Here is a 12,545-nt window from a genome sequence, read left to right on the forward strand (position 1 = left end):
ACCGCCCCACGGGAGCCGGGCCTGCGGCACACTTTCGAGTGACACCCACTTCGATCCCCCACCGGCTCCGGTCCGTACGCCTACTTTGTCGCTCGGTACAGACCAGCAGGAGGGAGAAGGGCCATGGTCGCCATGCCGGCAGTCGAGCACCCGCTGGGCGAGGAGAGCCTCCTCCAGGCGTTTCTGGGGCTGGACACCCCGCTGGGAAGCAAGGCCGAGTTCATCGAAGGGGAGATCGTCGTGACACCACCGCCGGACGGCGAACACGAGACCGCGTTCTCCCTGCTGAACAGGCAGTTCATGCGCAAGGCCGAGGCCGAGTTCGACCTGTCCGGGAACAAGGGACTGATCACGCCCAAAGGACGGTTCATCCCCGACGGCACCCTGAGCCCGGTCGGCCATTTCGAGCACGCCGACTCGTGGGCTTCTGCGGAAGGGGTCTTGCTGGTCTTCGAGATCACGTCGATCAACCCGCACAAGGACCGCGAGCCCAAGCGCAGGGGCTACGCCGCTGCGGGGATCCCCTGCTACCTGCTGATCGACCGCGGCGAAGGCATGATCACCCTGTTTACTGAACCCGATGGCGAGGACTACATCACCCAGACCAAGGTCGAGTTCGGCAAGGCGATCGACCTGCCCGCCCCGTTCTCGTTCGCACTCGACACGGCGCCCCTGCGGTAGGACGCAGCCACCGCAGGGGCGCCGTACGGCCGAGCGGCTACTCGACGGTGACCGACTTCGCCAGGTTGCGCGGCTGGTCGACCTCGTGGCCCTTGGCCGTGGCCAGCTCGCAGGCGAAGACCTGGAGCGGGACGGTGGAGACCAGCGGCTGGAGCAGGGTCGGGGTCGCCGGGATGCGGATCAGGTGGTCCGCGTACGGGACGACGGCCTCGTCGCCCTCCTCGGCGATCACGATCGTGCGGGCGCCGCGGGCCCGGATCTCCTGGATGTTGGAGACGATCTTGTCGTGCAGGATCGACCGCCCGCGCGGCGAGGGCACGACCACCACGACCGGCAGCCCCTCCTCGATCAGCGCGATCGGGCCGTGCTTGAGCTCGCCCGCCGCGAAGCCCTCGGCGTGCATGTACGCCAGCTCCTTGAGCTTGAGCGCGCCCTCCAGGGCCACCGGGAAGCCGACGTGGCGGCCGAGGAACAGCACCGAGCGGGCGTCGGCCAGCGAGCGGGCCAGCTCGCGCACCGGCTCCATGGTCTCCAGGACCTGCTCGACCTGCTTCGGCGCGTCGCCGAGCTCCTTGATGACGGCGAAGATCTCGTCGCCCCACTTGGTGCCGCGCACCTGGCCCAGGTACAGGGCGACCAGGTAGCAGGCGACCAGCTGGGTCAGGAACGCCTTGGTCGAGGCGACCGCGACCTCCGGACCGGCGTGGGTGTACAGCACCGCGTCCGACTCGCGCGGGATGGTGGAGCCGTTGGTGTTGCAGATCGCCAGCACCTTGGCGCCCTGCTCGCGGGCGTGCCGCAGGGCCATCAGGGTGTCCATGGTCTCGCCGGACTGCGAGATGGCGATGACCAGCGTGCCCGGGCCCATGATCGGGTCGCGGTAGCGGAACTCGGAGGCGACCTCGACCTCGCAGGGGATGCGGGTCCAGTGCTCGATCGCGTACTTGGCGATCATGCCGGCGTGGAAGGCCGTGCCGCAGGCCACGATGACGACCTTGTCGACCGAGCGCAGGTCGGCGTCGGAGATCCGCAGCTCGTCGAGGGTCAGCCGGCCGTCGGTGCCGATCCGGCCGAGCAGGGTGTCGGCGACCGCCTTCGGCTGCTCGGCGATCTCCTTGAGCATGAAGTAGTCGTAGCCGCCCTTCTCGGCGGCGGAGGCGTCCCAGTCGACGTGGTACTCGCGCACGTCGGCCGGGGTGCCGTCGAAGTTGGTGACGGTCACGCCCTCCCGGCGCAGCTCGACCACCTGGTCCTGGCCCAGCTCGATCGCCTCACGGGTGTGGGCGATGAAGGCGGCGACGTCCGAGGCGAGGAAGTTCTCGCCCTCGCCGCGGCCGACCACCAGCGGCGAGTTGCGGCGGGCACCGACGACCACGTCCGGCGCGTCCGCGTGCACGGCGACCAGGGTGAAGGCGCCCTCCAGCTGACGGCAGACCGCCCGCATGGCCTCGGCGAGGTCGCCCGCGTAGGCCTCGCCCAGCAGGTGGGCGACGACCTCGGTGTCGGTCTCGGACCGGAGGGTGTGGCCGCGCTCGGCGATCTCGGCGCGCAGCTGGGCGAAGTTCTCGATGATGCCGTTGTGCACCACCGCGACCCGCTCGCGGTCGTCCAGGTGGGGGTGGGCGTTGGCGTCCGTCGGGCCGCCGTGGGTGGCCCAGCGGGTGTGGCCGATGCCGGTGGTGCCGCCGGGCAGAGGGGTCTCGGCGAGCGACTTCTCCAGGTTGGCGAGCTTGCCCGCCCGCTTGTCGGTGGCCAGGCTCCACTGCCCTTCGGAGTCCTGGACCTGCACCGCGACACCGGCCGAGTCGTAGCCCCGGTACTCCAGTCGCTGCAAGCCTGCGATTACTACGTCGAGGGCGGTCTGAGCGCCCACGTATCCAACAATTCCGCACATGCGTGCCAGCATAAGGGCGGTTCTGTGGCCGTTTTCCCGCCGCGCGGGAACACTGCGTGACCGACACCACAGCCACCGTGAACGCCGCGACGGCTCACAATGGAGCATGTGCTGACCGAACTCTGTACGCCGGGCGCCGCCACGCCCGGCCCGTCCCCGTCCCCCTACGTGGACCTCAGCCGGGCCGAGTGGAGCGCGCTGCGCGAGCGTACGCCGCTGCCGCTGACCGCCGAGGAGGTGGAACGGCTGCGCGGCCTCGGGACCGCCCTCGACCTGGACGAGGTCCGCGACGTCTACCTGCCGCTGTCGCGCCTGCTGAACCTGTACATCCACGCCACGCACGAGCTGCGCGGGACGCTGGGCACGTTCCTGGACACCCCGGACACCGAGCGCACCCGCACCCCGTTCATCATCGGCGTGGCCGGCTCCGTCGCGGTCGGCAAGTCCACCACCGCCCGTCTGCTGCAGGCGCTGCTGGCCCGCTGGCCCGAGCACCCCCGGGTCGAACTGGTCACCACCGACGGCTTCCTGCTCCCCAACGCCGAGCTGCGCCGCCGCGGCCTGATGGCCCGCAAGGGCTTCCCGGAGTCGTACGACCGCCGGGCGCTGATGCGCTTCGTCGCGGACGTGAAGGCGGGCAAGGAGCGGGTCAGCGCGCCGGTCTACTCGCACCTGGTGTACGACATCGTGCAGGGCGAGCGGCTGACCGTGGAGCGCCCGGACATCCTGATCGTCGAGGGCCTGAACGTGCTCCAGCCGGCCCTGCCCGGCAGCGACGGCCGCACCCGCCTCGCGGTGGCCGACTACTTCGACTTCTCGATCTACGTCGACGCCCGGACCGACGACATCGAGCACTGGTACCTGGACCGCTTCCGCAAGCTGCGGCAGACCGCCTTCCAGGACCCGAACTCCTACTTCCGCCGCTTCACCGAGGTGCCGGAGGAGGAGGCGATGGAGTACGGCCGGCAGGTCTGGCGCACCATCAACAAGCCCAACCTGCTGGAGAACGTGCTGCCGACCCGCGGCCGGGCCACCCTGATCCTCCAGAAGGGCCAGGACCACAAGGTCCGCCGGGCCCTGCTGCGCAAGCTCTGAGCCCACCCCGAAGAGCGCCCCCCGAGGGGCGCGCCCGGGGAGGCACCTCCGGAGGAGCGCACGACACGAAGGGCCCCCGCGGCGCGCGGGGGCCCTTCACCGTGTCTCCGGGGCTCAGCCCAGGTGGGTGCGCACGGCCTCGGCCAGGCGCTGCCCGACCGTCTCGGCCTGCGCCGGGTCGGCGGCCTCGACCATCACCCGGACCAGCGGCTCGGTGCCCGACGGGCGCAGCAGCACCCGGCCGGTGGAGCCCAGCTCGGCCTCGGCCTCGGCGACCGCGACGGCCAGCTCGGTGCTGGTCCTCACCCGGGACTTGTCGACGCCCTTGACGTTGATCAGCACCTGCGGCAGCCGGGTCATCACGGCGGCCAGGTCGGCCAGCGGCTGCTTGGTGGCGGCCAGCCGGGCGCCCAGCATCAGGCCGGTCAGGGTGCCGTCACCGGTGGTGGCGTGGTCCAGCAGGATCACGTGGCCGGACTGCTCGCCGCCCAGCGCGAAGCCGTGCTCCTTCATCGCCTCCAGCACGTAGCGGTCGCCGACGGCGGTCTCCACCAGCTCGACGCCCTCGCGCTCCATCGCCAGCTTGAAGCCGAGGTTGGACATCACGGTGGCCACGGCGGTGTTGCCGCGCAGGGTGCCGGCCTCCTTCATGGCGATCGCGAGGATGGCGATGATCTGGTCGCCGTCCACCTCGTTGCCCTCGGCGTCGGCGGCCAGGCAGCGGTCGGCGTCCCCGTCCAGGGCGATGCCGAGGTCGGCCCGATGCTCCTTCATGGCGACGCGCAGCCGGTCCAGGTGGGTGGAGCCGACGCCGTCGTTGATGTTGAGGCCGGTGGGCTCGGCCCCCAGGGTGTGGACCACCTCGGCGCCGGCCCGGGCGAAGGCCTCGGGGGCGACGTAGGCGGCCGCGCCGTGGGCGCCGTCGATGACGACCTTGATGCCGTCCAGGCGGTTGGGCAGCACGCCGATCAGGTGGGCGACGTACTTGTCGAAGCCCTCGGTGTACTCGCGCACCCGGCCGACGGCCGCGCCGGTCGGACGGTTCCAGTCCTCGTCGCCGAGGGTGTGCTTGCGGTAGTGGGTCTCGATCGCGTCCTCGATGCGGTCGTCCAGCTTGTGGCCGCCGCGGGCGAGGAACTTGATGCCGTTGTCCGGCATGGCGTTGTGGCTGGCGGACAGCATCACGCCGAAGTCGGCGCCGAGCGCGCCGGTGAGGTACGCCACGGCCGGGGTGGGCAGGACGCCGACCCGCAGGACGTCGACGCCGGCGCTCGCCAGACCGGCGATGACGGCGGCCTCCAGGAACTCGCCCGAGGCGCGCGGGTCACGGCCGACCACCGCGACCGGCCGGTGGCCGTCGAAGGCGCCGGCCTCGCCGAGCACATGGGCCGCGGCGACCGACAGGCCGAGCGCCAGCTCCGCCGTCAGGCCCTCGTTGGCCACCCCGCGCACGCCGTCCGTACCGAAGAGTCGTCCCACTGTCCCGTCCTCCATCACCACTGCTCGGAACCCAAACCGATGATCCCGGCCGCCGCGCAGTAGCCGGGGAACACGTCGCCCCGGAGTACGCGAGGTACTCCGGGGCGACGGTTTTTCGCGCAACCAGGGGGTGCGCCGCCAGGGCGGACCGCACCCCCGGGGGAGGCGATTAGCGCTTGCTGTACTGCGGCGCCTTGCGGGCCTTCTTCAGACCGGCCTTCTTGCGCTCGACGGCGCGGGCGTCACGGGTCAGGAAGCCGGCCTTCTTCAGCGCGCCGCGGTTGTTGTCCACGTCGGCCTCGTTCAGGGCACGGGCGACGCCGAGGCGCAGCGCGTAGGCCTGGCCGGAGACGCCGCCACCGCTGATGCGGGCGACGACGTCGTAACGGCCGTCCAGCTCGAGGAGCTTGAAGGGCTCGTTCACGGTCTGCTGGTGCACCTTGTTGGGGAAGTAACCCTCGAGGGTGCGACCGTTGATCTTCCACTGGCCGGTGCCGGGGACGATGCGCACGCGGGCGATCGCCTCCTTGCGACGGCCCAGGCCGGCGCCGGGGACGGCCTCGCCGAAGCGGCCGGCCAGCGACTCGGAGGTGTAGCTCTCCTCGGAGGTGTACTCGCCCTCGACGGCCTCAACGGCCTCGTCGAAGTCGACCTCAAGGGTTTCAGTGGTCTCGGCCACGGTGTTCCTCAGCTCTTTTCAGTGTTGGGGGGCTTGGTGGCCGAATTACTGCGCGACCTGGGTGATCTCGAACGGCACCGGCTGCTGGGCAGCGTGGGGGTGCTGGTCGCCCGAGTAGACCTTCAGCTTCGAGAGCATCTGGCGGCCCAGGCTGTTCTTGGGGATCATGCCCTTGATGGCCTTCTCGACGGCCTTCTCCGGGTTGTTCGCCAGCAGGTCGTCGTAGCGCACCGAGCGCAGACCGCCCGGGAAGCCCGAGTGGCGGTAGGCCAGCTTCTGGGTCTTCTTGTTACCGGACAGGTGCACCTTGTCGGCGTTGATGATGATGACGAAGTCACCAGTGTCAACGTGCGGCGCGTAGATCGCCTTGTGCTTGCCCCGGAGGAGGTTGGCGGCCTGGGAGGCCAGGCGGCCGAGCACGACGTCGGTCGCGTCGATGACGTGCCACTGACGCTGGACGTCGCCGGGCTTGGGGCTGTACGTACGCACGGTCGTAGCCTTCGCTTTTCAGTGAGTGAGTCCTGACAGGAGCACCCGGACGGCAGAGCAGCCTGGCCAACCTTGGACGCAATTCAAGGGTGACCGCTGGTCGACGACCTGATGTCTCCGGCGTACCGACCTCTCACGTGAGATAGAGCGAGCCAATACGCACATCAAGCGTCCAGGTTACCGGCCGGATCCGAAGGGGTCAAAAATGGGTCGGCTCCTTCCGGCCGGAGGCCCGGCCGTCACTCAGCGTTCGCGCTCCACGCGGGTCACGTCCCAGACCGGTTCCGGCGACTCGAACACCCGGCCGTCCGCGCCGAACACCAGGAAACGGTCGAAGGTCTTGGCGAACCAGCGGTCGTGGGTGACGCACAGCACGGTGCCCTCGAAGGCCTCCAGGCCGGCCTGCAGGGCCTCGGCGCTCTCCAGGTCCAGGTTGTCGGTCGGCTCGTCCAGCAACAGGGCCGTGACACCGGAGAGTTCGAGCTTGAGGATCATCAGCCGGGCCTGCTGCCCGCCGGACAGCGACTCGAACTTCTGCTCCTCCTGGCGGTCCAGCTCGTACCGGCGCAGCGCCCCCATCGCGGCGCTGCGGCTGAGCGCGTGCTCCTCCTCGACGATCGACCGCACGGTGCGGCCGAACAGCTCCGGGTGGGCGTGGGTCTGCCGGAAGTGGCCGGGCACGACCCGGGCGCCGAGCTTCCAGGCGCCGGTGTGCTCGACGGTCTCGTCCCCCGCGAGCAGCCGCAGCAGGTGCGACTTGCCGGCGCCGTTGGCGCCCAGCACCGCGACCCGCTCGCCGTAGAAGACCTCCAGGTCGAAGGGCCGCATCAGGCCGGTGAGCTCCAGCTGCTCCAGGGTGAAGGAGCGCACACCGGTGCGCCCGCCCTTGAGCCGCATGGTGATGCTCTGCTCGCGCGGGGGCTCCTCCGGCCGCCCGGCCTCCTCGAACTTCTTCAGCCGGGTCTGGGCGGCGGCGTAGCGGGTGGCCAGGGCGTGGCTGACGGCGGCGGCCTGGCGCAGGGTGACGACCAGCTTCTTGAGCTTGGCGTGCTCCTCGTCCCAGCGCCGGCCGAGCTCCTCGAACCGCGCGAAGCGGTCCTTGCGGGCCTCGTGGAAGGAGTCGAAGCCGCCGCCGTGCACCCAGACGCTGCTGCCCGCCGCGCCGGACTCCACGGAGATGATCTTGTCGGCGGTCTTGGAGAGCAGCTCGCGGTCGTGCGAGATGAACAGGACGGTCTTCGAGGTGGCCTTGAGGGCCTCCTCCAGCCAGCGCTTCGCCGGGACGTCCAGGTAGTTGTCGGGCTCGTCGAGCAGCAGCACCTCTTCGGGGCCGCGCAGCAGCGCCTCCAGCACCAGCCGCTTCTGCTCGCCGCCGGAGAGGGTGTTCAGGCCGCGCCACTGGGCCTTGTCGAAGGACACCCCGAGGGCCGCCATCGTGCAGACGTCCCAGTCGGTCTCGTAGTCGTAGCCGCCGACGTCGGCCCAGTCCGAGAGCGCCTGGGCGTAGGCCATCTGCGTCTTCTCGTCGTCCTGGGCGATCATCGCCAGCTCGGCGGCGTCCACCGCGCGGGCGGCCTTGGCGATCCGCTCGGGGGCGACGGAGACCAGCAGGTCGCGCACCGAGGCGTCGGCCGGCAGCGCGCCCGGCGTGGACTGCTGGTCCTCGCGGCCGGTGGTGCCGACGAACTGGCGCATCACGCCGAGCCCGCCGCTGATCGTCACCGTGCCGCCGTGCGGCTGGATGTCCCCCGCGATCATCCGGAGCAGGGTGGTCTTGCCGGCGCCGTTGGCACCGACCAGGGCGACCGCGGCGCCCTCTCCGACCCGGAAGGACGCGTCGTCGAACAACACGCGCCCGTCCGGCAGGTAGTACTCCAGGTGCGAAATCTCGACGTGTCCCATGGGAACGATTCTCCCAAGCGGACGCGCCGGGCCAAAACGGATTAACCGATGGCCGGCTGACCGGGCAGGGTCCGCATCCGCCGGGCCGCCCGGTTGCGCTCGGCCAGCTGGTCGTCCGGCGGGTAGCCGACCTCCTCCAGCGTGAGCCCGTACGGCCGGATCACGTTGACGGCGGAGTTGCGCACCCCGCCGGCCAGCACCTCGCCGGGGAACTCCACCGGCCGGTGCCCGTCGCCGACCAGCAGCATCGCGCCGACCAGCGCCCGGACCATGTTGTGGCAGAAGGCGTCGGCCCGCACGGTGGCGACCGCGAGCGAGCCCTCCTGGGCGGCGTACGGGTCCACCGGGACGCGGTCCCAGTGCAGCTCCAGCAGGGTGCGGATGGTGGTGGCGCCCTCGCGCTTCTTGCAGTACGCGGCGAAGTCGTGCTCGCCGAGCAGCAGCTTCGCGGCGGCGTTCATCTTCTCCACGTCCAGCGGCCGGTCGTGCCAGAGCACGTGGCCGCGCAGCAGCGGGTCCACCCCACCGGGGTGGTCGGAGACCCGGTACGCGTACCGGCGCCAGACGGCCGAGAAGCGGGCGTCGAACCCGGCCGGCGCCTCGCCGACCCGGTAGATCCGGACGTCCCCGGGCAGCCGGCCCGCCAGCCGGCGCAGCAGCTTCTCCCGGTGCTCCGCCCACAGCTCGGCCGGCAGGTCGACGTGGGCGACCTGGCCGCGGGCGTGCACCCCGGCGTCGGTGCGGCCGGCCACGGTCAGCGGGAACAGCTCCGGGCTGCGGGTGACGACCTGCAGCGCGCTCTCGATCTCCTCCTGGACCGTCCGGCGGCCGCCCTTCTGGCGGGCCCAGCCGGAGAACTCGGCACCCTGGTAGGCGAGGTCGAGCCGGACCCGGACGTACCCGTCGGCCGGGCCGTCCTTCACCGGCGGCTGCTCGACGCACTCGTTGACCACTGCTTCTCTTCTCCCGGGACCTCGAAGAACAAGGAACGGGCCCGCTCCCCCATCACTGGGGAAGCGGGCCCGCAACACACCTAGAGGTGTCAGGCCTGCTCGGCCTCGGCGGCGTCGGCCTTGGTCTCCTCGACCTTGGCGTCGGCCTCCTTGACGGCACGCTTGGTGGCGGCCTCGGCCTCGCCGACGGCGGTCTGCGCGACGGTCAGCGCCTCGACCAGCTCGATCACGGCCATCGGGGCGTTGTCGCCACGACGGGGACCGATCTTGGTGATACGGGTGTAACCACCCGGGCGGTTCTCGTAGCGCGGCGCGATCTCGGTGAAGAGGGTGTGCAGCACCGACACGTCGGTGATGGTCTTGCGCACCAGGCGACGGTTGTGGATGTCGCCCTTCTTCGCCTTGGTGATCAGCTTCTCCGCCAGCGGGCGCATCCGACGGGCCTTGGCCTCGGTCGTGGTGATGCGGCCGTACTGGAACAGCTCCCGGCACAGACCGGCGAGCAGCAGCGGCTCGTGGTGCGGGCCGCCGCCGAGGCGGGCACCCTTGGTGGGACGCGGCATGGATTACTCCTTGGATCTCCGACTACGGCCGTATCAGGTACCGCAGCGGGCGTACGGGCACTGTTGCCCGTACGACTTTCACGACGACGGGGGCGGTTCGTGGAACCGCCCCCGCGGCCAATTCTCTCAGTACTGCTCGGTCTCGGCGAAGTGCGAGTCGTCGAGGTCGTCGGCGCCGAAGGCGTCGGCGGCAGCGGTCGGGTCGAACCCGGGCGGGCTGTCCTTGAGGGCCAGGCCCATGCCGGCCAGCTTCGCCTTGACCTCGTCGATCGACTTCGCACCAAAGTTGCGGATGTCGAGCAGGTCGGCCTCGGAGCGGGCGACGAGCTCACCCACGGTGTGGATGCCCTCGCGCTTGAGGCAGTTGTAGGAGCGGACCGTGAGCTCCAGCTCCTCGATCGGCAGCGCCAGGTCGGCGGCCAGGGCGGCGTCCGTCGGGGACGGGCCCATGTCGATGCCCTCGGCGTCGATGTTCAGCTCGCGGGCGAGGCCGAACAGCTCCACCAGGGTCTTGCCGGCCGAGGCCATGGCGTCGCGCGGACGCATGGCGGGCTTGGTCTCGACGTCGACGATCAGCTTGTCGAAGTCGGTCCGCTGCTCGACACGGGTGGCCTCGACCTTGTAGGTGACCTTCAGCACGGGGCTGTAGATCGAGTCGACCGGGATGCGGCCGATCTCCTGGCCGGAGGCCTTGTTCTGGACGGCGGAGACGTAGCCGCGACCGCGCTCGACGGTCAGCTCCATCTCCAGCTTGCCCTTGCCGTTCAGCGTGGCGAGGACCAGCTCCGGGTTGTGCACCTCGACACCCGCCGGCGGGGCGATGTCGGCGGCGGTGACGACACCCGGGCCCTGCTTGCGCAGGTACATCACGACCGGCTCGTCGTGCTCCGAGGAGACGACCAGCTGCTTGATGTTGAGGATGAGGTCGGTCACGTCCTCCTTGACGCCCGGCACGGTGGTGAACTCGTGCAGGACGCCGTCGATGCGGATGCTGGTGACAGCGGCACCCGGGATCGACGACAGGAGCGTGCGGCGCAGGGAGTTGCCGAGGGTGTAGCCGAAGCCCGGCTCCAGCGGCTCGATCACGAACCGCGAGCGGAACTCGTCGACGACCTCTTCGGTCAGCGAGGGGCGCTGAGCGATAAGCATGGGGGGAATCCTCCAGTTGTCTTCGGCACCCACTATTTGATGCCGACAGGACCAAGCGTACGGGCTCCCGTAGGCAGCGACCAATCACTGCGTGGGAGCCCGTACGAGGTTAAAACATCACCCGCGTGCCCGAAGGCGCTGCGTCAGACGCGGCGGCGCTTCGGCGGACGGCAGCCGTTGTGCGGGGTGGGGGTGACGTCCTGGATCGAGCCGACCTCCAGGCCGGTGGCCTGGAGCGAACGGATCGCGGTCTCGCGGCCGGAGCCCGGACCCTTCACGAAGACGTCGACCTTGCGCATGCCGTGCTCCTGCGCGCGACGGGCAGCGGCCTCGGCGGCCATCTGCGCGGCGAACGGGGTCGACTTGCGCGAGCCCTTGAAGCCGACGTGACCGGCGGAGGCCCAGGAGATCACGTTGCCCGCGGGGTCGGTGATCGAAACGATGGTGTTGTTGAACGTGCTCTTGATGTGCGCGTGGCCGTGAGCGACGTTCTTCTTTTCCTTGCGGCGGATCTTCTTCGCGCCGGCAGCCTGACGACCCTTGGGGGGCATAAGTCTGTTCTCCTACTGAGGTGGTCGGTCCGCTGACCCGCGGGCCGGAGGGATGTCCGGTTACGGGACGGACTACTTCTTGCCCGGCTTCTTCTTACCGGCGATCGCGCGACGCGGGCCCTTGCGGGTACGCGCGTTGGTGTGGGTGCGCTGGCCGCGGACCGGCAGGCCGCGGCGGTGACGCAGACCCTCGTAGCAGCCGATCTCGACCTTGCGGCGGATGTCGGCGGCCACCTCACGGCGGAGGTCACCCTCGACCGTGTAGTTGGCGTCGATGTACTGGCCCAGCTTGACGAGGTCGTCCTCGGAGATGTCGCGAACGCGGACATCCGGGTTGACACCGGTCTCGGCCAGGGTCTGCTGGGCGCGGGTACGGCCGATGCCGTACACGTACGTAAGGGCGATCTCGATCCGCTTCTCACGGGGGAGATCAACGCCGGCGAGGCGTGCCATTCAAGGCTCCTGTGGTTCTTCAGAGGTCTTGCGTGCTACCTACTCCGACACCTCACGGTGAGGGAGCCCCGGCCTCTGACCGGGGGTGGCAGTCCGTCCGGGAACGGACGGATCGGGTAGCCCGCTTATGACGTTTTCGCGTCGCGCGAAGTACTACGAGAAATGCTGAAGAGTGATCAGCCCTGGCGCTGCTTGTGGCGCAGGTTGTCGCAGATCACCATGACCCGGCCGTGGCGGCGGATCACCTTGCACTTGTCGCAGATCTTCTTGACGCTCGGCTTGACCTTCATGTTTCAGGTTCTCCGGGTCTAGATCTGACGTTCTTACTTGTAGCGGTAGACGATCCGCCCGCGCGTGAGGTCGTAGGGGCTGAGCTCCACGACGACCCGGTCGTCCGGCAGGATGCGGATGTAGTGCATGCGCATCTTGCCACTGATGTGCGCGAGGACCTTGTGACCGTTCTGCAGCTCGACCTTGAACATCGCGTTCGGCAGAGACTCGATCACGGTGCCCTCGATCTCAATGGCGCCTTGCTTCTTAGCCATGAACTGCGAGATCCACCTTCCGGGACCGGCTACCGTATGCGGAACGCTCGTGCGAACCTGGGTTCACCCCTTCCCCGGGGGGAAGAGGGCGCGCTGAAGCACGCTACGAGTG

14 protein-coding genes are annotated in these 12,545 nt (G+C 69.9%); 2 read left to right on the forward strand and 12 right to left on the reverse strand.

Going from position 1 to position 12,545, the window contains the following annotated elements:
• Positions 1–132: 132 nt before the first annotated feature.
• Positions 133–681, forward strand: coding sequence for a Uma2 family endonuclease (locus ACFVU7_RS10025; protein WP_049649063.1), 549 nt, complete (start codon positions 133–135; stop codon positions 679–681).
• A 37-nt stretch (positions 682–718) separates the two neighbouring features.
• Here the strand turns inward: ACFVU7_RS10025 and glmS are convergent, their stop codons facing one another.
• Positions 719–2,575: a glutamine--fructose-6-phosphate transaminase (isomerizing) gene (glmS, locus tag ACFVU7_RS10030; protein ID WP_117488219.1), complete on the reverse strand. Its 1,857-nt coding sequence runs from the start codon at positions 2,573–2,575 to the stop codon at positions 719–721.
• A 99-nt stretch (positions 2,576–2,674) separates the two neighbouring features.
• Between glmS and coaA the strand changes: the two genes are divergently transcribed.
• Positions 2,675–3,670 carry a type I pantothenate kinase gene (gene coaA / locus ACFVU7_RS10035; protein WP_049649055.1) on the forward strand — a complete coding sequence of 332 codons (996 nt, stop codon included), beginning with the start codon at positions 2,675–2,677 and terminating at the stop codon, positions 3,668–3,670.
• A gap of 114 nt (positions 3,671–3,784) precedes the next feature.
• Here the strand turns inward: coaA and glmM are convergent, their stop codons facing one another.
• From glmM to infA, 11 genes are all read right to left on the reverse strand, one after another.
• Positions 3,785–5,149: a phosphoglucosamine mutase gene (gene glmM, locus ACFVU7_RS10040; RefSeq protein WP_388044861.1), complete on the reverse strand. Its 1,365-nt coding sequence runs from the start codon at positions 5,147–5,149 to the stop codon at positions 3,785–3,787.
• A gap of 169 nt (positions 5,150–5,318) precedes the next feature.
• Positions 5,319–5,828 (reverse strand): 30S ribosomal protein S9, encoded by a 510-nt coding sequence (gene rpsI / locus ACFVU7_RS10045; protein WP_049649053.1) that lies wholly within the window; start codon positions 5,826–5,828, stop codon positions 5,319–5,321.
• 45 nt (positions 5,829–5,873) lie between these two features.
• Complete coding sequence (gene rplM, locus ACFVU7_RS10050; RefSeq protein WP_030055846.1) at positions 5,874–6,317, reverse strand: 50S ribosomal protein L13; 444 nt, start codon at positions 6,315–6,317, stop codon at positions 5,874–5,876.
• 243 nt (positions 6,318–6,560) lie between these two features.
• Positions 6,561–8,219 (reverse strand): ABC-F family ATP-binding cassette domain-containing protein, encoded by a 1,659-nt coding sequence (locus ACFVU7_RS10055; RefSeq protein ID WP_388044862.1) that lies wholly within the window; start codon positions 8,217–8,219, stop codon positions 6,561–6,563.
• A gap of 41 nt (positions 8,220–8,260) precedes the next feature.
• Positions 8,261–9,172, reverse strand: a complete 912-nt coding sequence (gene truA, locus ACFVU7_RS10060) for a tRNA pseudouridine(38-40) synthase TruA (protein WP_074003957.1) — start codon at positions 9,170–9,172, stop codon at positions 8,261–8,263.
• Between the two features lie 89 nt (positions 9,173–9,261).
• Positions 9,262–9,735, reverse strand: a complete 474-nt coding sequence (gene rplQ / locus ACFVU7_RS10065) for a 50S ribosomal protein L17 (RefSeq protein ID WP_049649050.1) — start codon at positions 9,733–9,735, stop codon at positions 9,262–9,264.
• Positions 9,736–9,861: 126 nt separating this feature from the next.
• The gene (locus tag ACFVU7_RS10070; protein WP_049649049.1) at positions 9,862–10,884 is read right to left on the reverse strand and encodes a DNA-directed RNA polymerase subunit alpha; all 1,023 of its coding nucleotides are present in this window, start codon (positions 10,882–10,884) and stop codon (positions 9,862–9,864) included.
• 143 nt (positions 10,885–11,027) lie between these two features.
• On the reverse strand, positions 11,028–11,435 hold the full coding sequence (gene rpsK, locus ACFVU7_RS10075) for a 30S ribosomal protein S11 (RefSeq protein ID WP_030232513.1): 408 nt from the start codon (positions 11,433–11,435) through the stop codon (positions 11,028–11,030).
• Positions 11,436–11,507: 72 nt separating this feature from the next.
• Positions 11,508–11,888, reverse strand: a complete 381-nt coding sequence (gene rpsM, locus ACFVU7_RS10080; RefSeq protein ID WP_049649048.1) for a 30S ribosomal protein S13 — start codon at positions 11,886–11,888, stop codon at positions 11,508–11,510.
• 176 nt (positions 11,889–12,064) lie between these two features.
• Positions 12,065–12,178, reverse strand: a complete 114-nt coding sequence (gene rpmJ, locus ACFVU7_RS10085) for a 50S ribosomal protein L36 (protein ID WP_003956441.1) — start codon at positions 12,176–12,178, stop codon at positions 12,065–12,067.
• Between the two features lie 33 nt (positions 12,179–12,211).
• Positions 12,212–12,433 (reverse strand): translation initiation factor IF-1, encoded by a 222-nt coding sequence (infA, locus tag ACFVU7_RS10090; protein WP_003956442.1) that lies wholly within the window; start codon positions 12,431–12,433, stop codon positions 12,212–12,214.
• Positions 12,434–12,545: the final 112 nt, after the last annotated feature.

Origin of the sequence: Kitasatospora sp. NPDC058046 (assembly GCF_042885595.1) — a bacterium.
Lineage (GTDB): Bacteria > Actinomycetota > Actinomycetes > Streptomycetales > Streptomycetaceae > Kitasatospora.

Bases quoted from the DNA above. Each gene is read 5' to 3' on its own strand.
- rpsK (WP_030232513.1), bottom strand. From the start codon at position 11,435: ATGCCCCCCAAGGGTCGTCAGGCTGCCGGCGCGAAGAAGATCCGCCGC.
- ACFVU7_RS10055 (WP_388044862.1), bottom strand. From the start codon at position 8,219: ATGGGACACGTCGAGATTTCGCACCTGGAGTACTACCTGCCGGACGGG.
- rpsM (WP_049649048.1), bottom strand. From the start codon at position 11,888: ATGGCACGCCTCGCCGGCGTTGATCTCCCCCGTGAGAAGCGGATCGAG.
- infA (WP_003956442.1), bottom strand. From the start codon at position 12,433: ATGGCTAAGAAGCAAGGCGCCATTGAGATCGAGGGCACCGTGATCGAG.
- ACFVU7_RS10070 (WP_049649049.1), bottom strand. From the start codon at position 10,884: ATGCTTATCGCTCAGCGCCCCTCGCTGACCGAAGAGGTCGTCGACGAG.
- coaA (WP_049649055.1), top strand. From the start codon at position 2,675: ATGGAGCATGTGCTGACCGAACTCTGTACGCCGGGCGCCGCCACGCCC.
- rpmJ (WP_003956441.1), bottom strand. From the start codon at position 12,178: ATGAAGGTCAAGCCGAGCGTCAAGAAGATCTGCGACAAGTGCAAGGTG.
- rplQ (WP_049649050.1), bottom strand. From the start codon at position 9,735: ATGCCGCGTCCCACCAAGGGTGCCCGCCTCGGCGGCGGCCCGCACCAC.
- glmS (WP_117488219.1), bottom strand. From the start codon at position 2,575: ATGTGCGGAATTGTTGGATACGTGGGCGCTCAGACCGCCCTCGACGTA.
- ACFVU7_RS10025 (WP_049649063.1), top strand. From the start codon at position 133: ATGCCGGCAGTCGAGCACCCGCTGGGCGAGGAGAGCCTCCTCCAGGCG.